The organism is Brenneria uluponensis (assembly GCF_032395385.1).
GTDB lineage: Bacteria > Pseudomonadota > Gammaproteobacteria > Enterobacterales > Enterobacteriaceae > Prodigiosinella > Prodigiosinella aquatilis.
The window spans coordinates 4,390,189-4,408,331 of the sequence record NZ_CP135917.1; the positions used below are offsets into that span (position 1 = coordinate 4,390,189).

At 47.6% G+C, this 18,143-nt stretch carries 17 protein-coding genes and 4 pseudogenes; 13 read left to right on the forward strand and 8 right to left on the reverse strand.

The features are described from left to right. Window position 1 precedes the first annotated feature (1 nt). The 11 genes and pseudogenes from darT (at window position 2) to RS889_RS23915 (ending at window position 8,998) form a co-directional block, all read left to right on the forward strand. A complete protein-coding gene (gene darT / locus RS889_RS20450; protein WP_315708534.1) occupies window positions 2-658 on the forward strand; it encodes a type II toxin-antitoxin system toxin DNA ADP-ribosyl transferase DarT in 657 nt (218 codons plus the stop codon). Then, entirely contained in the window at window positions 655-1,722 is a 1,068-nt protein-coding gene (gene darG / locus RS889_RS20455) for a type II toxin-antitoxin system antitoxin DNA ADP-ribosyl glycohydrolase DarG (protein WP_315708535.1), read from the forward strand. The genes darT and darG overlap by 4 nt, the downstream gene beginning before the upstream one ends. A 163-nt stretch (window positions 1,723-1,885) precedes the next feature. Then, window positions 1,886-4,981 carry a type I restriction endonuclease subunit R gene (locus RS889_RS20460; RefSeq protein WP_315708536.1) on the forward strand — a complete coding sequence of 1,032 codons (3,096 nt, stop codon included), beginning with the start codon at window positions 1,886-1,888 and terminating at the stop codon, window positions 4,979-4,981. Beyond that, a complete protein-coding gene (locus tag RS889_RS20465; RefSeq protein WP_315708537.1) occupies window positions 4,981-5,697 on the forward strand; it encodes a M48 family metallopeptidase in 717 nt (238 codons plus the stop codon). Before RS889_RS20460 ends, RS889_RS20465 begins: the two co-directional genes overlap by 1 nt. 435 nt (window positions 5,698-6,132) lie before the next feature. After that, a pseudogene (locus RS889_RS20470) lies at window positions 6,133-6,279 on the forward strand (Arm DNA-binding domain-containing protein); the annotation flags it as partial. A 24-nt stretch (window positions 6,280-6,303) separates the two neighbouring features. Next, window positions 6,304-6,995 (forward strand): annotated as a pseudogene (gene mobC, locus RS889_RS20475) (MobC family replication-relaxation protein). Between the two features lie 58 nt (window positions 6,996-7,053). Continuing rightward, window positions 7,054-7,272 carry a type II toxin-antitoxin system antitoxin CcdA gene (ccdA, locus tag RS889_RS20480; RefSeq protein ID WP_315708538.1) on the forward strand — a complete coding sequence of 73 codons (219 nt, stop codon included), beginning with the start codon at window positions 7,054-7,056 and terminating at the stop codon, window positions 7,270-7,272. A 2-nt stretch (window positions 7,273-7,274) separates the two neighbouring features. After that, window positions 7,275-7,580, forward strand: coding sequence for a type II toxin-antitoxin system toxin CcdB (gene ccdB / locus RS889_RS20485; RefSeq protein ID WP_315708539.1), 306 nt, complete (start codon window positions 7,275-7,277; stop codon window positions 7,578-7,580). 80 nt (window positions 7,581-7,660) lie between these two features. Then, entirely contained in the window at window positions 7,661-7,990 is a 330-nt protein-coding gene (locus RS889_RS20490; protein WP_315708540.1) for a hypothetical protein, read from the forward strand. Between the two features lie 62 nt (window positions 7,991-8,052). Then, entirely contained in the window at window positions 8,053-8,778 is a 726-nt protein-coding gene (locus RS889_RS20495; protein WP_315708541.1) for an SDR family oxidoreductase, read from the forward strand. A 67-nt stretch (window positions 8,779-8,845) separates the two neighbouring features. Further along, window positions 8,846-8,998, forward strand: a complete 153-nt coding sequence (locus RS889_RS23915; RefSeq protein WP_425475093.1) for a hypothetical protein — start codon at window positions 8,846-8,848, stop codon at window positions 8,996-8,998. A 43-nt stretch (window positions 8,999-9,041) separates the two neighbouring features. Here the strand turns inward: RS889_RS23915 and RS889_RS20505 are convergent, their stop codons facing one another. From RS889_RS20505 to RS889_RS20520, 4 genes are read right to left on the reverse strand one after another with little or no spacing between them, the layout of a single operon-like run. After that, window positions 9,042-10,754, reverse strand: a complete 1,713-nt coding sequence (locus RS889_RS20505; protein ID WP_315708542.1) for an ATP-binding response regulator — start codon at window positions 10,752-10,754, stop codon at window positions 9,042-9,044. Continuing rightward, on the reverse strand, window positions 10,751-11,254 hold the full coding sequence (locus RS889_RS20510; protein ID WP_315708543.1) for a putative pterin-binding protein: 504 nt from the start codon (window positions 11,252-11,254) through the stop codon (window positions 10,751-10,753). The genes RS889_RS20505 and RS889_RS20510 overlap by 4 nt, the downstream gene beginning before the upstream one ends. Beyond that, window positions 11,247-12,233, reverse strand: coding sequence for a glycosyltransferase family 9 protein (locus tag RS889_RS20515; RefSeq protein ID WP_315708544.1), 987 nt, complete (start codon window positions 12,231-12,233; stop codon window positions 11,247-11,249). Before RS889_RS20515 ends, RS889_RS20510 begins: the two co-directional genes overlap by 8 nt. Window positions 12,234-12,239: 6 nt before the next feature. Next, window positions 12,240-13,073, reverse strand: a complete 834-nt coding sequence (locus RS889_RS20520) for a helix-turn-helix domain-containing protein (protein ID WP_315708545.1) — start codon at window positions 13,071-13,073, stop codon at window positions 12,240-12,242. A 669-nt stretch (window positions 13,074-13,742) separates the two neighbouring features. On the opposite strand from RS889_RS20520, the gene RS889_RS20525 reads away from it, so the two are divergent. Both RS889_RS20525 and RS889_RS20530 read left to right on the forward strand, forming a co-directional pair. After that, window positions 13,743-13,994: a hypothetical protein gene (locus RS889_RS20525; protein ID WP_315708546.1), complete on the forward strand. Its 252-nt coding sequence runs from the start codon at window positions 13,743-13,745 to the stop codon at window positions 13,992-13,994. A 202-nt stretch (window positions 13,995-14,196) separates the two neighbouring features. Further along, window positions 14,197-14,361: pseudogene (locus tag RS889_RS20530) on the forward strand (integrase core domain-containing protein); the annotation flags it as partial. A 229-nt stretch (window positions 14,362-14,590) separates the two neighbouring features. On the opposite strand, the gene RS889_RS20535 reads toward RS889_RS20530, so the two are convergent. From RS889_RS20535 to RS889_RS20550, 4 genes and pseudogenes are all read right to left on the reverse strand, one after another. Then, window positions 14,591-15,079, reverse strand: a complete 489-nt coding sequence (locus RS889_RS20535; protein ID WP_315708547.1) for a GNAT family N-acetyltransferase — start codon at window positions 15,077-15,079, stop codon at window positions 14,591-14,593. 137 nt (window positions 15,080-15,216) lie between these two features. Then, window positions 15,217-15,988, reverse strand: a pseudogene (gene istB, locus RS889_RS20540) (IS21-like element helper ATPase IstB). Beyond that, a complete protein-coding gene (istA, locus tag RS889_RS20545) occupies window positions 15,988-17,160 on the reverse strand; it encodes an IS21 family transposase (protein WP_315708408.1) in 1,173 nt (390 codons plus the stop codon). Before istA ends, istB begins: the two are co-directional and overlap by 1 nt. Window positions 17,161-17,241: 81 nt before the next feature. Next, window positions 17,242-17,499, reverse strand: a complete 258-nt coding sequence (locus RS889_RS20550) for a type II toxin-antitoxin system TacA family antitoxin (protein ID WP_315708548.1) — start codon at window positions 17,497-17,499, stop codon at window positions 17,242-17,244. Between the last annotated feature and the right edge of the window lie 644 nt (window positions 17,500-18,143).

Consider the following 18,143-nt stretch of genomic DNA (forward strand, 5'->3'; position numbering starts at 1 on the left):
TATGGCTTATGATTACAGCGCAAATCTCAACCCGGAAAAAGCCCTGATCTGGCGCATTGTCCATCGGGACAATATCCCGTGGATACTGGACAACGGCCTGCACTGCGGCAACAGTCCAGTGCAAGCTGCAAACTGGATCAATATCGGCAACCCGGAGCTTATCGACAAACGCGCCGGGCATCTGGTGCCTGCCGGGACGGGCGGGACGTTGCATGACTATGTGCCGTTTTACTTTACCCCCTTCTCACCAATGCTGATGAATATCCACAGCGGGCGCGGCGGCATTACGAAGCGCCCCAACGAAGAAATCGTTATTCTGGTCAGCAGCCTGCGACACGTGGCGACGCAAAACGTCCCCTTCGTGTTTACCGACAGCCACGCCTACTATAACTGGGTCAACTACTACACCCGCCTGGACGACCTGAACCAGATCGACTGGCCGATATTACAGGCGCGGGATTTCCGGCGCGATCCGGACGATCCGGCCAAATTTGAACGCTATCAGGCCGAGGCGTTAATCTGGCAGCACTGCCCCATCACGCTGCTGGGCGGGATGATTTGTTACAACGATGGCGTCAGGTTACAATTAGAGCAGTGGCTGTCGCAACGCAATCTGTCAATGCCCGTTCACGCACGGGCCGGGTGGTATTTCTCATGATGACATATACACAAGGCAATTTACTGGACGCGCCCGTGGAAGCACTGGTGAATACGGTTAATACCGTCGGTGTCATGGGTAAAGGCATCGCGCTGATGTTCAAAGAGCGCTTCCCCGACAATATGAAAGCCTATGCCCTCGCCTGCAAGCAAAAGCAGGTTATGACCGGCAAGATGTTTATTACCGAAACCGGCGAACTGATGGGGCCACGTTGGATTGTCAACTTCCCCACCAAGCAGCACTGGCGCGCCGACTCCCGCATGGAGTGGATTGAAGACGGCTTGCAGGATCTGCGCCGCTTTTTGATCGAAGAGAAAGTGCAGTCCATCGCCATTCCCCCGCTGGGCGCGGGCAATGGCGGCCTGAACTGGCCGGACGTTCGGGCGCGGATTGAGTCTGCGCTGGGCGACCTTCAGGACACGGAAATCCTGATTTATGAGCCCACCGAAAAATACCAGAACGTCGCCAAGAGCACCGGCGTAAAAAAGCTCACGCCCGCCAGAGCGATGATTGCTGAACTGGTGCGCCGCTACTGGGTGCTGGGCATGGAGTGCAGCCTGCTGGAAATTCAGAAGCTGGCATGGCTGTTGCAGCGCGCCATTGAACAGCATCAGCAGGAAGACGTGCTAAAACTACGGTTTGAGGCGCACTATTACGGCCCATATGCCCCCAACCTGAATCATCTGCTTAACGCGCTGGATGGCACCTATCTGAAAGCCGAGAAACGCATCCCGGACAGCCAACCGCTGGACGTGATCTGGTTTAACGATCGGGAAAAAGAACACATCAACCTCTGGCTTAACAGCGAAGCCAAAGCGTGGTTACCGGCGCTTGAGCAGGTCAGCCAGTTGATTGACGGTTTTGAATCGCCGTTTGGTCTGGAACTGCTGGCAACCGTTGACTGGCTGCTGACCCGGGGAGAATGCCAGCCCACGCTGGATTCCGTGAAAGAGGGGCTGCACCAGTGGCCTGCGGGTGAACGCTGGGCCAGCCGTAAGGTGAAGCTATTTGACGACAAGAATCTGCAATTTGCCATCAACCGCGTGATGGAGTTCCATTGCTGAAAATTAGCCTGTCCCAGCAGGCGTAATTGTTGCAGTCAGACTGGATGCGGACAGCGCGGAAAAACCGGAGCGTACACACTGTACGTGAGGATTTTGAGCACTGCCCAAGTCCAGTCTGGCAAATAAAATAGCCTGGTGGGACAGGCTCTAAGGAGAGCGCCTTTTGAGCACCATAGGCCAGCGCGAACGCGCCACACAGCAGCGTTTGATTCAGTTTTTTGTTAAGGATTTAGGATACCGCTATCTGGGACGGAGCGCAGGATATGCCGGTGACAGCAATATCGACACGGACATACTGAGTGCATGGCTGAAACGGCGCGGCGTCAGCGATACCCTGATCACCCGCGTGCTTCGGCAACTGGATTCCGCTGCCGCGCTCGGCGAAGGCAAAAAACTGTATTACGCCAATAAAGAGGTCTATCGCCTACTGCGTTACGGCGTAAAGGAAAAGGAAGGCGCGGGCGAGCAGAATCAGACCGTGTGGCTGATTGACTGGGCAAATCCTGAAGCCAATGATTTCGCCATCGCCGACGAAGTGACGGTAAAAGGCGAATACAGCAAGCGCCCGGACCTGGTGCTGTACGTTAACGGCATCGCGCTGGGCGTGATTGAACTTAAACGCTCGTCAGTCCACGTTAGTGAAGGCATCCGGCAGAATCTGGATAATCAGAAGAAAACCTTTATCCGCAATTTCTTTACCACCATGCAACTGGTGATGGCGGGTAACGATACGCAGGGCCTGCGCTACGGCACCATTGAAACGCCGGAAAAATATTATCTGGAGTGGAAAGAAGAGAATACCGGCGCATACACGCATAAGCTCGACTTCCATTTAAGCCGCCTTTGCAGCAAATCAAGGCTGCTGGATATCGTCCATAACTACATGGCCTTTGACGTTGGGGTGAAAAAACTCTGTCGCCATAATCAGTTCTTTGGCGTCGAGGCGGCTAAACAGCATATTGCCCGTCGTGAAGGCGGGATTATCTGGCACACGCAGGGATCGGGTAAGAGCCTGACGATGGTCTGGCTGGCGAAGTGGATCCGTGAAAACGTGCCAAATTCACGCGTGCTGATTGTAACCGACCGCACCGAGCTGGATGAACAAATCGAAAGCGTATTTATGGGCGTGGATGAAGAGATTTATCGTACCTCCAGCGGCAACGATCTTATCGCGACGCTCAATCATCCTAACCCGTGGCTCATCTGCTCGCTGGTGCATAAGTTCGGTCGTCGTAGTGAAGCAGAAGACACTGCGGCAACCGACGACTTCATCAGCGAGTTGCAGCAATCCCTGACCAAAACGTTCCGCGCCAAAGGCGATCTGTTCGTCTTCGTCGATGAGTGCCACCGTACGCAGTCCGGCAAGTTGCATAACGCGATGACCGCCATTCTGCCGGAAGCCCTGTTTATTGGTTTTACCGGTACGCCGCTGATGAAGAAAGATAAAAAGAAGTCGGTAGAGGTGTTCGGACCCTATATCCATACCTATAAGTTTGATGAGGCAGTGGCCGACGGCGTGGTGCTGGATCTGCGCTATGAGGCCCGCGATATAGACCAGTATCTGACGTCCGAGAAAAAGGTCGATGACTGGTTTGAAGCCAAAACGCGCGGCCTGTCGAATTTAGCCAAAACCCAGCTTAAGCAGAAATGGGGCTCAATGCAGAAACTGCTGTCCAGTAAGTCGCGGCTGGAGCAGATCGTTAACGATATTCTGCTGGATATGGATACCCGCCCGCGCCTGATGGACGGGCGTGGCAACGCCATGCTGGTATGCAGCAGCGTGTATCAGGCCTGTAAGGTTTACGAGATGTTCAGCCAGACCGATCTGGCGGGAAAAGTGGCGATTGTGACCAGCTTCCGTCCCGACTCGGCCAGTATCAAAGGTGAAGAAACCGGCGCGGGCCTGACCGAGAAGCTGTTTAAATTCTCGACCTACCGCAAAATGCTGGCCGACTACTTTGAGCAAAGCGAAGAGAAGGTTGCCGGGCGTATCGCCGAATTCGAACGGGACGTTAAGCAGCGCTTTATTAATGAGCCGGGGCAAATGCGTCTGCTTATCGTGGTGGATAAGCTGCTGACCGGCTTTGACGCGCCGTCCGCTACCTATCTTTATATCGATAAAACGATGACAGACCATACGCTGTTTCAGGCGATTTGTCGGGTCAACCGGCTGGATGGGGAAGATAAAGAGTACGGCTATATTATCGATTATAAGGATCTGTTCCGCTCGCTGGATAAAGCGATAACTGATTACACCACGGGCGCGTTTGACGATTACGATCAGGATGATGTTGATGGCCTGCTGAAAAATCGTCTGGAGCAGGCAAGGCTGGATCTCGACAGCGCGCTGGAGGTGGTTCGCAGCCTGTGCGAACCCGTCAAGGCACCGCGCGATTTGCCGGACTACCAGCACTATTTCTGCGGTCAGTCGGGGGAAAACCAGACGATATTAGGCGAAAAAGAGGCGCTGCGCCTGTCGTTCTATCAGAATGTCGCCCGCCTGCTGCGCGCTTACGCCAGCCTGGCGAATGAAATGCCGGAAGCGGGTTATACCGATGAGGAAGTGGAAAACATCCGCGCCGAAGTCATTAAATTCGAAAAACTACGCTATGACATTAAACTGACCAGCGGCGATCTGCTAGACATGAAGCGCTTTGAACCCGCCATGCGCCACCTGCTGGATATGTACGTTCGCGCCGACGGTAGCGAAGTGCTGATGGATTTCGAAGAGTTAAGCCTGATTGAGCTGATTGTTGAAAAAGGCGCAGCAGCGACCGCGGCTCTGCCGGACGAGATCCGCAATAATCAGGATGCGATGGCGGAAACCATCGAAAACAACGTGCGTAAAACCATCGTGGATGAAAACCCGGTGAACCCGAAATACTACGGGCGCATGTCGCTGTTGCTGGATGAGCTGATTACCCTTCGCCGCCAGAATGCGCTTGATTACCAGCAGTATCTGGAGCGTATCCGGGATTTGAGCAAACAGGTCATTCGCCCGGAACAAACCGCCGGGACATCCTACCCTGATACGATGGATACGCAGGCGAAGCGCGCGTTCTACGATAACTTCGGCCATGACGAGGTGCTGGCAACCCGTATTGATACGACGATCCGCTATACCAAAAAAGCGGAGTGGATTGGCGATCGTTTTAAGGAGCGGGAACTTTCCCGCGCACTGCGCGAAGAAACCGCCAACTATGACGTCAATATTGATGACGTGCTTGAGCTTGCCCGCAAGCAAAAGGAATACCACTGATGCCGGTCATGCAAATAGGCACGTTGCGCTTGCAGGTTAATCGTAAGGCGATTAAGAACCTGCATATCAACGTGCTGCCTCCCGATGGCAAAGTCCGCGTTTCAGCCCCGGAACACATGACGGAAACGGCGATACGGATGGCGGTTGCGTCCCGCTTTCGCTGGATCAGAAAACAGCAGCAGGATTTCGCCAGACAGCCCCGCCAGTCCGAGCGGGAGATGGTCAGCGGAGAGTGCCACTATCTTTGGGGTCGTAAATATCGCCTGTTTGTGATTGAGCGTCAGGGACGTCATGAGGTGAAGGTCGCGGGAAACAATAAACTCCAGCTTTACGTCCAGCCGGGAACCAGCAATGAAAATAAGGAGCTGGTATTAACCGACTTTTATCGGCATGAGTTGAAGCGACAGGTTGCCAAATTACTGCCCGAATGGCAGGCCAGAACTGGGGTTTCCCCGACGTTCTGGGGCATCAAAAAAATGAAAACCTTTTGGGGCACCTGTAATACCACCACAAAGCGAGTCTGGCTCAATCTGGAACTAGTCAAGAAGCCACCAGAGTGTCTGGAATATATTCTGGTGCATGAACTGGTTCACCTGCTGGAGCGTCATCATAACGAACGCTTTCGCCTGCATATGGACCGCTTTATCCCTAACTGGCGCGAGCGCCGGGATTTGCTCAATAAGATGCCGCTGGCGTTTGAAGCATGGGAGTATTGACGGGTTCTTGTTTGGTTCAGGTGCTCGTTGTCGTTTGAGTTTATTTATTGGTGATTTTGTCTATTGTGGCGCGACAGTGAGGAGACTTTTTAAACTTTCTGATGTGAAGGCGTGCGACGTGATAAATCGCTCAGGCGGCTTTTCATGACAACCATCACAAAAACAAAGCGATTTTTTATGGGGGCTTTCGTGGGGGCGCTGTTTACGATAAAAATCAAAAAAATATATAATTAACAGTAAGCTAATCGTGAGTATGATTCCGAGTCCGGCACCACCTTTCCTTTTTTATGCCTCCTTATCAATCCCTATATTGTTATGATTCAATCAGTTGGCGTAAAAACGCTTTCCGATACGTTTTGATTTATCCCTTCGTATTGGGGAATTTGTGGGTCAGATTGCGGGTCATTCAGTTCGATGAACGGGAGTGACCCTCATATGTTAACTGACAGCAAAGTCCGATCCGCAAAACCTCTCACAACATCTTACAAGCTCACCGACTCGCAAGGCCTGTACCTCACGGTATCCGCCAGCGGCGCTAAGCTATGGTATTTCCGCTATCGCCTTGGCGGTAAAGAAAGCCGAACAGGCAGGAGCGAAGGAGGATGTATGCTGACTTTTGATTACCGTGAGCGTCGGGCGCATAGTCACGAAAAGATGCGAGTCCTGCTCACCTTTCTGAAAGAAGAAACCTACGGCGATTTTAAGACCCTGATGCAGCTTTTCGATTTTAAACACCACAAGCCGCTTTATCTGCTGCTGGCAAAGGCCATCAGCATGGGGTTGATCCAAAAGCATGACGTCAACACAAAAAGGCGATAAAAATTGCGCTGAGGGGGATCACCCGTGACGGGCTGGCCGCTGTCATCACATCTGAGGATGGCGTTTTTCCTGCACGTTTTGAACCTGCCAAAATCACTGGCTGGACGCTGGAACATCACCTTAATAACCAGCTCGCCCGGCTTATTCTGGAGAAAAAGGCGCTTATGGGTGGCTGCACGGCGACCGAACCGCCTTTCGCCGCCGTTATCAGACCAAACACCGCCCGGATGGGGTGACAACGCTCCCGAATAGAACGGTCATCGCGATTGAAACTATTGGCACGCACCAATAAGCACTGGATGTACATTCTTTACATCGTGCCAGACCCACAGAAAAAACGAGCTATTGAGCTGCTGTTCAATAGCGTGAAATACGCCATCATTAACCGTCAACACATCCGGCTGGAAACGAAGCACCGCCATGTTTTTCGGGTTTATACGTTTGAGGAGTTGAAGGAGTTGGAATTGAATCTTGGCTAATTGCTGAACAACCATGCTGAGTATATACTCACAGTATGCATAAGAGAGGATTACTATCATGAAACACCGTGTCAGCGTTACCGTGGACAAAGACAATTATCAGGTTCTGAGTGCTGCCGGAGTCAATATTTCCGGGCTGGTGAACGATGCCATTGGCAAAGAAGCCCGCCGCATCAAGGCTGAGCAGTGGAAGAGAGAAAACCGCGAAGGGATGGAAGAAGTCGCCCGATTTATCGCACAGAATGGCTCCTTTGCGGATGAAAACAGGAACTGGTGAGCATGCAATTCATTGTTTATGAATACAAAAGAGCCAGCCACTACAAAATGTTTGTCGATGTGCAAAGCGATATTGTCGAGACGCCAAAACGACGGATGGTCATCCCGCTTATCGAATCGCATCATCTGTCTGATAAAGTGAATAAAACGCTGTTTCCTCTGATCCGCATCGACAGCGAAGATTATCGGCTGATGACGACTGAACTATCGAGCGTTCCTGTTGAGGTCATTGGCGAAGTGATTGCGGATCTCGGCGACTACGCGGATGAGATCAAGAATGCTATCAACCTTATGTTTTGGGGGGTTTGAAGGGAATTCAATGCATTTACATTGAGCCTTACACATAGCACCATCCGCAGATGAGTATGCAGAAAAAGATCTAAAAGTGGATGGTTCTGGTTACCGGGATACTTACAGGGCGGTTAACGCAAAAATTCTTTAACGCACAGTCAAAATATGAAACCCAACCGGCGCTGCGCGATTATCAACGCACCACTTTTGCCCTTAATTTTTGGGCCATAAAGCAATTTGCCACTCTTGCCCAGCCAATTATGCCGGAGGGCAGCGAATATATTCTCAAGCTGCTTGGTCTGGATTTTGACGGCTGGAAGCACGATCGGGAAGGTTTTATCGCAAGTTCTCACGTACTTTCAGAGTGCAATGAAGGCTATTTCAACATCATCCCCCGAGGATATTGGGGAACAGGTTTGCCAAATTAACTAACCGAAAAATTGTTTTATCGGGCTAATACAATTTACTTTTAATAACAGGAATCAATGTTATGTCCAATCCTAATTTGCGTGTAGTTATCACCGGTGCGGGCCGTGAAATGGGGCGTTCTCTGGCAATTCGCTATGCGAAATCTGGGGCAGAGGTGCTACTTTCAGCGCGCAATATCGAAGCGGCCGAAAAAGTGCGTTACGAGCTTCAGGCGTGTGGCTGTACCCGCGTGCACGCTTTTGCCTGTGATTTATCGGATCCTGCCAGCATCCGGGCATTTGCGCAGGCCGTTGAAAATAAGTTTGGTCACGTGGATGTGCTGATTAACAACGGCAGCCCGTGGGCAGAAGGTCAGGAACTTGATGCCGCCAGTGATGAGGAAATTACCAACGTCATCATGTCCTGCACGGCGGGCACGGTATTGATGATTAAACATTTCCTGCCACTGTTACGCCAATCTGAGCGGCCGGATATCGTGAACATTATTTCTTCTTCCGCTCACCCCCTCACCCATGACTGTGAAGGCCATGCCGCCTTTTATGCCGCCAAAGCCGGGCAGGGGCGTATGGCAGAAACTCTGTCCCTGCGCCTGCGTGAAGAGGGGATCCGCGTGATTTCCCTGTACCCGCCCAAATTTGACAACAGCGATCCATTCGTCGGCGACGGGCAGGTTTCTCGTACCTCAAAGGATCGACTGACTTCGGAGTCCCTAATCGATTGCATACAGTTTGCGGTGAATATGCCTAGAGACTGTTTCATCCGCCGCTTTGATTTTGAATCGGTATAAACAGGCTGTAGTGCGGTTGTAGTGCGGATTTTCCAGAGCATCACGTTTCTTTTTGGGAGAAGTATCCATGTGCGGAATTGCAGGATGGGCGACGTTTAGCCGTAATTTTCACGCCAGTCGGCGCGAGCTGGAAGCGATGGCGGCAAATCTACCAGGGGCAGCGTTGCGCTTTCTTACAGCGGTGAAGTCTATAACTTTAAAGAATTACGCCGGGAACTGACGCAATTAGGGCATATTTGGGTTATATAAATATACTGTGTATTTTATACAATAGAATTGTTAGAAAACACGGATTCTATGGATTTTTTAATATCATTTAACCTTACGGGTTTTGTTAAAATATCCACGCCTTTGATTGGACTTTTACTGGTATATGCACTAATGAATATAAACGGTGTATTTTTGTTTGGACCGCTGTTCTCTTTGATTTCTCTATATAGGTCATCACCAGTAATGATAGGCATTTGTAGATCACTTAAAACAAGGTCAAACGATTTCCGATATAATTTCTCCAATGCTCTTTCTGGATACGTTGTATATTCAACTGAAAAGTCATGCTGAAGAATTGACACTAAGGATTCGCATGCCATTTCATTATCATCGATAATTAATATACTAATCCCCTTAGCGGAAAAAGGTTTGTCATCGATATCGGTGATAATTTCAATCTCTGCAGGTGTTGACAGCTCAATGGGTAATGAAACGGTAAACACAGTTCCTTTACCAATGTCACTTTTCACATCAATAGTCCCTTTCATGGCTTTAACAACACCATGGACGATAGCCAACCCCATCCCAAAACCGGGCACTTTGTTGTCGTTTTCGACCCGTACAAACGGAGAGAATATGGCGTCTATTTTATCGTTCGGGATACCCTGCCCCGTATCTTCGACCTTAATGACCAGTTTAGACTTTTCGTGAACAATAGCATTTATCTGTACATTACCATTTTCGGTGTACTTTATGGCATTGGTGACAATATTTTCTATGATTTGCATGACTCTGGAAGGATCACTTTTTATATATACATCTGAAACTTTTTCCAAGCTTACATTGACATCGTTCTTGTTCAGTACGGAAATGCTTTGTTCGACGGTGTCATGCACAAGCTTATGTAAGTTGAATGATGAGCTTTTTATTTCGACGTTACCGTTATCAACCTTGGCAAATTCAGCAAGGTCTTTCATTTGACGTTCCATTTTCATGGCAGCATTTTCCAAACGTTCGAAGTGATTGAATGCAGTACCATCTTCTTTCTGAGTAATCACCTCTACCGAGGATATTATTGCCTGGAGTGAAGTTCTCAATTCGTGACCCAACACTCCAAGGAAAGCGTTTTTGTTGTTAAAGGATTTTTTTTCTGATTCTAATTGGTTGTTAATGTATTTTACTTGTCGATATGAAATAAAAAGCATCAACAAAAACAAGAAATACAGTGACGCAACTGGAAACTTCATAGAGTTTCCTTTATCGATATAGTCCTGTTGAATAATATTTCGCTGTCTGACTTCTGCATGATCTGAAATAACAACAAGTTTTTTATTATCTTGCCCTATTAATTCAATTTTTTTAAGGATGATCGAGTAGTCAGGAGTGTTTTTATTTAACTCGTTATCGATATTTTCCAGGTTAGCATTTATTTGTTCTACAGCTGTAGCATAACCAGTCTCTTCAAATAAGTATCTGGTTGATACACTTTCATGAAGTAAAACATTAGAGCTCGAAAAAAGAAGATCAAGCTCAGTTTGTAATTCTTCTTTATCAATGTTCCCCAATCGTAACTGACGCTCAATATTTTCATCAAATCCTGCCAGCCTGATCGTGAATTTAGCTATTGCCCATGCATAGTTTTCTTGTGGGCCTGCCGATTTCATATTATGGCTTGTGGAGAAATACTGTTCATACATCCACACAAAACCGCCGGTTAGAATCAAAAAAACGACGACGTACTGAATCAAGATCCGTTTTAGCTTCATTTTTCTATTACCGTCATACTATTTACTTGCCAGATATAACGAGCTTGATATATTGGGCTATTGAGTTTTTCGAAAAATCCATCTAAAGGATAAATAACGAAATAGGGACCGAAGTTTCTTACCTTCAGACCCACGCCATCCATTTTGTTTGCTAGAATAATATCGTATTGCTCTACGTCAGATAAAGGAATGTCGACCCAGTAGTCATTCAGTGCCCTCATTCTTAACGTTTTGCCATGAGCCCCGACAAGTGTCAATAAATCCTTGAATTTTACCCCTTCGAAATCCACCACGTGTCCAGTCTCAGTCCAGGATGTAGTTGTTTTTATATGGGACTTTTTTAGTTTATTAAAGTCATCCATGGTTAACAAATATCCGCTACCATGATTTTTATTGGTTATGTTGCCATCTATATAGAGATCCCCAATCTTTGCAAAAGAAGGGACTGAAAATAATAAAGTAAGTATGCATAATGTGGACAGTGATTTTAACTTACGCATAGTAAATCTCAAATTCTTTACTTATTGAATTAACTAAAATTACATCTTCACTATTATGGATCCCTTCTGTTTTATCATTTCCGATGTAAACAGACTCGCAATGAGTATAGTATAGACTACGAAACTCTGGTTTCACTGTTGTAAAAATACAGGTGGTTGGTATGTTAAAACCAGCGCCAATATGTAAGGCTGCGGAGTCACATGTATAGAGGTATTTTGCATATTTTATTATAGATGCAAAGCAAGCAGTGCTTTTTGATAACTCAGTAATGTTAGTGTAATTTTTATGGTGAACATCACTGAACCCAAGGACTTTAACCTTAAATTTATCGCTTAATTCAGATATTATTTTTCTATGATACTGTTGCGGTATACTTCTTATTTTTGTACTTGCGTGAGGGCAGAACAGAACATATTCACCTAGGTTGTTATTATCAAGGGTGGAATTTTTTAGCCATGAGTTGCTTTTGAACTCAACAGGAATAAAGTTATGTTCGAGACCAAGGTTTCTTAAAAAGAAATCGTGCATCTCCCACTTGTTAAAATCTTCCCAATATAGTTGATTCCCTATGTCTATTATTAGTTCGGATTCCGCTGCCTTGGTGATGTCAAATGGCATGAAGTGAATTTCATTTATTATATTTTTCGTTAGAGTATAAATTTCATTAACATAATTAGGGCAGTTCTCCGGGCGAATGACTCTGATAATAATGTTGGGATTTATATTTTTAATTGCATGCAGTGCAGATATACCGATTATAGAATCCCCCAGGGTCACACCTAGTCCATTGATGACAGACAGACTTTTAATTTTTGAGTAGTCAAACGAAATGTTGGTGATTGCGTTATTGTGGATCATTGGCATACATAGTGGGGAAATATCTCCACATAGCTGCTCTTTACTCACCCCATAAGGAGAAACAATATACCTTCCATCAAGTAAAAGGCTTCCGGTATATGTTAATAAACTATTGTTCATAATTACTCACTTAGGAAAATGCTTGTTGATTAGTGATTTTATAACACTGGCTTTAATCGGTTTTGCATGAGGACCAGTAATATCATAGTCATTTATTGCACTTGCGATTTCGCTATCAGCAATCCCTAGTAGCTGTCCAGTAAGAACTAGGATCATGGCATTTTTATTCTCTGAGTTTCTTATTTCTTTTATTGTGTTAAAAACGGTTCTCGCCCCAACAACCCAATCCAGTATATAGGCGTCATAAGGGCTGTTCTTCAGGCTCACTTCTAATGATTCTATGCTATAGAATGGGTCTACAACATATTCATAACTGCCAATGATTTCCTGAAGACTATCTACTATGTTCTTGTCGTCATCAAGAATTGCAATTCGGTGTTTTTTTACATTTTGCTTTTGAGGATATAGCTGAATAATTTCAATATTACGCTTTGACTCAAATAGTACGTCATCTTTTATATCATCAGTACGGAACACAACCCATTCGTCGTTGATTTTTAAAGCTGAGTACTCCGTTGGGCCATTGGAATTGATGTCTGTTAAATATATTTTGCATTTAACATTTGTCTTTCCATCGTTCCAGATCGCGGTATGTACTTCATTTACTGAATAGCTATATATGTCGAAGAAGTCGCTCATCTTCATACCGATAGAGTCAATCACTCTAATCAGTTGTGATACTTCCCAGTTCGAGGCCCCAGTCAGCTTCTTTTGTGCCGCAGCTGTTGTGATATCTAATACACGGCTGGTGTGGCTGATATGCTTTTGCTTTGGAATACCTCTCATCGCCAAAGCTTTGGCAATGACTTCCCCCAGAGCACTTTTATTGTTGATTTCCATCTCCCACCTTTGGCCAAATTCAGCTTAAAAAACAGTCATTATTTTACACTCAAAGTTGTGTTTTTCAATGAAAAGAGCGGGTTGTGATATCTTACAATGATTGAATAAATCGTAAAAGTATCAATTTTATTGACACAATGTCATTTAAGTTGATAAAAAGAAGCCGGAGTGTGGAAGCCAGAGAGAACGAGCTCAATCTTCTGAGCGTTATGCTTATTTTCTTTCAGATGAGTATAACGCTCAGGTGATACCAGCACGTACAACACCAGAGGAAGTTCCAACTCAGAGTTGGTAGGGGGTGCCTGACGATGAGGAGGGATGCGTATAACATTGAGGGTGGACTTTTCGCGCTTGAACGAATTCTTGTGAATCGTCAAAACACCCCGTCATAAATTCACCTGAGTTTTGTTGTTCTTGGCACCAGGGAAAATTGATAAAAATCATAATCAAATAACAGTATTTTGGCTTTGGGATTGCCTTCGGAAGTATCGATATTGCTCATTGATTTTACATTAATAGACGCCAGCAATGCTGGGTTGATAACTGTCTATCAACCTGAAAACGACTGACTATGGGAAACTTTCTCTTCTGGAAAAAGGTTTTTCTGTGGTGCTCGTCGTATTGACCTGCGCAGCATAAACGCCGGTCAAGCTTTGCGGAGTGCTGCTGATGTCTTATTGTTATACACCTGAACAGTCCGCCATCATCGGTTGGTCTGGAAGCAAACTGGTGGTTAAGGCTTTTGCCGGCACCGGAGAAACGTCCACACTGGTGCGGTTCGCGTTAGCGAACCCTGACAGCAGGGTGCTCTATCTTGCCTATAACCGGGAGGTCATGGATGAAGCAGAACAAAAATTCCCATTCAATGTGGAATGTAAAACGTCCCATCAACTAGCCTGGCCCAACTTCGGGCGCCACTAATATGCTGCTGAAACGGCAGGGAGAAACGCTGTCCGTAGTCGGGAACGGCGGCAAAGACAACGTAGTGGCGAGCTTGTCGGCAGAGGACAAGTCACAACACGTGGCCGTACTCAGTCGGACCGTTGCAAGCGTGATTGGTGTGGCGCTTGAAGTCAGCCTGGCGGGCAGAAAAGTGTATTGGGTTGGCGGTATCGCCGGTTACAAAACAGAAATGCTGGATATGTATCTATTTAAAGCATTGTCAGAGGTACAATATTTAACAGAAAACTGGCGTACAGAATATAACGAAGAGCGGCCACACAGCTCACTCGGAAATCTGCCGCCGGTTATTTATGCACGACAAAAACTGGCCGAAAACTCTCAATGACAGTGATACTAAAGTCGGAGGGATTACAATGTGTCCTCGCTAAAAACTGTTTTCTTTGGAGCTTGTGCTGCAATTCTTGGAGTATGTGCTTCACGCCATTCAGCGGAACTAGACCGGAAATATAAAAGCAAGGTAGCCAATATAATTCCCAAAAGCCCAGCAGAACAATTGGTGGAGTAATACGTAATACCGAGCCTTTCGTCCGGGCAACTCAGGTTCCCGGATCTTTTTAGACACTCTCCACTAAATCCCCCAACGTCACCATCAACATCATCGGGTCAATTGGTGAAGGTTCAAACCCCACCCGCAGGTAAAATTCCCGCGCTTCATCAGACAGTGCATGAACCAACATCCCGCGAATGCCGATAGTTTCCGCCACCTGAATCACCCGCAGCCCGGCATCCCTTACCAGCGTTCGGCCAACGCCCTGACCATGCAATGATTTATCTACCACCAGACGACCCAGCACTATAACTGGAATCGGGTCAGGCATATTGCGGCGAAAGCGTCCGGATGCAGCGTTTGTCATCACGGCACTGAAGGCCAAAGAGTAATACGCCAGTACCTTAGCATCATCACAGCAAACGAATGTACGGGATGCACCCGTTAGCTGATTTTTCATCGCCCGCTGTTTCAGCCAGTTGTCCATAGACTCCACGCCACAACAGAATGAGGAAAGCAGATGTTCGGCGCAGAGTGGATCAGGAGCGGAGATCATTTTTTCTGTTCCCACGGTGCAGGTGTTTGCATCGTTTTGCGCAATGCAGCATTCGGTGTCAACAACACTGCCTAATGACCGCTTTTCAACATTTATTTTGTCCGGTTTTCATCATTTCTGATGTCCGCTTGTAGCATTCAGTTTTCGGTGTTTTTCTCCTCTATGGTTTTGGGTAACGTGCCAGCTTTCCGCTTATCTTTCAGTCGGTAGCTTTCTCCCTTGATGTTTACTGTTGTCGAGTGATGCAGCAACCTGTCCAGGATCGCCGTTGCCAGTATATGATCGCCGAACACCTCACCCCAGTCGGTGAAGCTCTTGTTTGAGGTCAGGATGATGCTCGCTTTTTCGTAACGCCGGTTCAGCAGTCGGAAGAACAGATTGGCTTCATCACGCGTCATCGGCAGATAACCGATCTCATCCAGGATAAGCACCCGCACGTAGCTCAGTTGCTGCAACTGGCGCTCCAGCCTGTTTTCCTGTCTGGCTTTCACCAGTGTTGCCATCAGTTTATCCAGTGGCATGAACAGCACCCGATGACCCGCATCTGCGGCCTTTACCCCAACGCCACCGCCAGATGCGTTTTCCCACACCCGGAGGGCCCAGCAGGATGACATTCTCATTACGTTCGATGAACACCAGCCCGGCCAGTTCCCGGATAACCCGCTGGTCGATACCAGGTTGGAAGCTGAAGTCGAACTGCTCCAGCGTTTTCACCCAGGGCAGTCGGGCCTGTTTCAGCCGGGATTCCAGTCCCTTATGTCGCCGACCATTCCATTCATGGTTCAGCACACGAACCAGTGTTTCTCGTGCGTTAAGTTCTTCCTTTACGGCCTGCTCAAGCAGATTGTCTACCGCATCTGTCAGATGCTCCATCTTCAGTCGCGCCATCAGTTCTGTCAGTTCGCTCATTACAGCAACTCCTCATAATCGCTCAACGCACGCTGTGCCACCCGGCAGGCTTGCTGCCACAGAGGTCGATGATGCGCGGCTACGGTCTGCCAGCCCGCCGGTTTTTCTGCCAGAAGGTGGGTAGCGATGAGGACGTCATCTCCATACACCCTGAGCTCATCATCCAGTGAGATACGGATGCTGACCGCTTTACCGCACCAGCTTTCCGGCACGCTATATCGATTACCACGAACCTCGATATAGCCATCCCAGGCCACCTGCCGGATGTCGTGATAGCTGGTGTCAAAGTCGCCCGCCGGTAATGCCAGCAGATGAGGGTGCTCCTGGGTAAAGCGTTCTGCCGGTGTCTGACTGAACTGGCGAAGCGTGCGGTGGTCAGCTTCCGTATTTATCCACTGCATCAGCAACTGATTGATATGTGCCAGACTGTCGAACTGCCGGCAACGAACGAAGAAGTTCTCCTTGAGGTATTTCACCATACGCTCCACCTTGCCTTTGGTTCGTGCCCGGCGTGGACGGCAGGCACGTGGCGTGAAGCCATAGTGTTTTGCCAACTGGAGGAAGCCATTGTTGAAGATAACCTCGCCACTGTTGTCATGCTTGAGAACGGCCGCTTTCTGGTTATCAACCAGTACCGTTTTGACGCTGCCGCCAAAGTAGGCAAAGGCTTTGACCAGTGATTCATAGGTATGCTCGGCATCCTGGCTATCAGTCGCCCATGCATGGAAGTGCCGGGAGTAACCGAGGGTGTTAACGGCGAAGCTCACTTTACAGCGCTGGTTGTTGACAACAGTCTCGATTTCACCCCAGTCGTGCTGGAGTTGCTGACCAGGCTGCGTCTCGAAGCGTACGGTCTGTTTGGACGCACGCAGGGCGCGTTTGGGATGCACATACTGACGCAACGTGGAGCGGCAGCCGTCATAACCCTGTTGTTTTATCTCCTGATAAATGACCTCAGTGTTCCAGACATGCTCGCGCAATCGCAGATCAACATAGTCCATGAACGGACGAAGTTTTTTCATTGGTTCACGCCGTCGGGCGTTAACGGTTTTTTCAGTGAGATGTCGTCGAACCGTGCGCTCAGAACATCCGATGTGGTGGGCAATGTCGATAATGTGCGCGCCGTGAATACGCATCTGCTTTATCATGAGAAGGTCCCCTCTGCTTAACATGCGGCTTCTCCGTCTGGTGTAGGAACCTTAAGAGAAGCCTATGTTGGGTGGAGTGGACAAAATTCATGCTGTTTTCCGGTCTTATATCAGTGTTGCCGACATCGGCGAAGGTGCCTGATCCAAACGGGCGAGGAATTCCTGATAGGCGTCGGGGTCGGCCATGATGATGCGCTGCTCGATCAACGCCTCCTCTGCGGCAGCGCGAGCAGCCTCAAGGACAAAATCAGTACGATTTTTTCCTTTGGCCTTCGCCGCACGGTCGATAAGGTCGCGTTCGGCAGGCTTGATGCGTAAATTCAATGTTTCGCGTTTCGCAGAACCGCTGTTCGTCGCTGGCATGATGCTATCCTCCGGCTTACTCTCTGGATAGTAACCATACAGAAAATGTAACGCTAATGTCATTACGATTTATAGACATCATGGGGAATCAAACTGAACATTTCTTTATCGCATGTAACCCATCATTCTGATCTATCTATAAAAACACGAGTCACGCCACGAGTCTTGACAACAGAAATGGTTAAAATTCATACTAAAATTCAACTTAATAGAAAGCTGAATGATCCCAAGTCTGGCACTATCTTTTTATAGAAAAACCAGCCATAGGCTGGTTTTTTGCTTTCTGAACACCAGACACCTTATCGAACGTCGTTCCATTACTCGTCCCATCCAATCGCGCCACAAATTTTCAGCCAGAATATTGAGTTTCTGCGCCTATTACCACAGCATCCCTGATGCTTGCGCCCTCAAAATCAGGTGGTTTCAATAGTTGGCTCATCTCAAGCTATTTAATCCATGTAATATCTTTTTTCGGTGTCATAACAGTATCCTGTAATATTATTTACGTTTAAATATTAGCTAATACAATTATTTGTGATCCGCACACATGAAACATCATTTCATTTTATAATATCATGTATATAGTGTTTGAAGAAGGCAGCATATGTCACCCAGATACAGATCATAAGGGAAAATATGAACAC

What these genes read in the sequence shown, in the direction of transcription:
- darT (WP_315708534.1), top strand. Translation starts at nt 2, where the DNA reads ATGGCTTATGATTACAGCGCAAATCTCAACCCGGAAAAAGCCCTGATC.
- darG (WP_315708535.1), top strand. Translation starts at nt 655, where the DNA reads ATGATGACATATACACAAGGCAATTTACTGGACGCGCCCGTGGAAGCA.
- RS889_RS20465 (WP_315708537.1), top strand. Translation starts at nt 4,981, where the DNA reads ATGCCGGTCATGCAAATAGGCACGTTGCGCTTGCAGGTTAATCGTAAG.
- ccdA (WP_315708538.1), top strand. Translation starts at nt 7,054, where the DNA reads ATGAAACACCGTGTCAGCGTTACCGTGGACAAAGACAATTATCAGGTT.
- ccdB (WP_315708539.1), top strand. Translation starts at nt 7,275, where the DNA reads ATGCAATTCATTGTTTATGAATACAAAAGAGCCAGCCACTACAAAATG.
- RS889_RS20490 (WP_315708540.1), top strand. Translation starts at nt 7,661, where the DNA reads ATGGTTCTGGTTACCGGGATACTTACAGGGCGGTTAACGCAAAAATTC.
- RS889_RS20495 (WP_315708541.1), top strand. Translation starts at nt 8,053, where the DNA reads ATGTCCAATCCTAATTTGCGTGTAGTTATCACCGGTGCGGGCCGTGAA.
- RS889_RS23915 (WP_425475093.1), top strand. Translation starts at nt 8,846, where the DNA reads ATGTGCGGAATTGCAGGATGGGCGACGTTTAGCCGTAATTTTCACGCC.
- RS889_RS20505 (WP_315708542.1), bottom strand. Translation starts at nt 10,754, where the DNA reads ATGAAGCTAAAACGGATCTTGATTCAGTACGTCGTCGTTTTTTTGATT.
- RS889_RS20510 (WP_315708543.1), bottom strand. Translation starts at nt 11,254, where the DNA reads ATGCGTAAGTTAAAATCACTGTCCACATTATGCATACTTACTTTATTA.
- RS889_RS20515 (WP_315708544.1), bottom strand. Translation starts at nt 12,233, where the DNA reads ATGAACAATAGTTTATTAACATATACCGGAAGCCTTTTACTTGATGGA.
- RS889_RS20520 (WP_315708545.1), bottom strand. Translation starts at nt 13,073, where the DNA reads ATGGAAATCAACAATAAAAGTGCTCTGGGGGAAGTCATTGCCAAAGCT.
- RS889_RS20525 (WP_315708546.1), top strand. Translation starts at nt 13,743, where the DNA reads ATGTCTTATTGTTATACACCTGAACAGTCCGCCATCATCGGTTGGTCT.
- RS889_RS20535 (WP_315708547.1), bottom strand. Translation starts at nt 15,079, where the DNA reads ATGATCTCCGCTCCTGATCCACTCTGCGCCGAACATCTGCTTTCCTCA.
- istA (WP_315708408.1), bottom strand. Translation starts at nt 17,160, where the DNA reads ATGTTAAGCAGAGGGGACCTTCTCATGATAAAGCAGATGCGTATTCAC.
- RS889_RS20550 (WP_315708548.1), bottom strand. Translation starts at nt 17,499, where the DNA reads ATGCCAGCGACGAACAGCGGTTCTGCGAAACGCGAAACATTGAATTTA.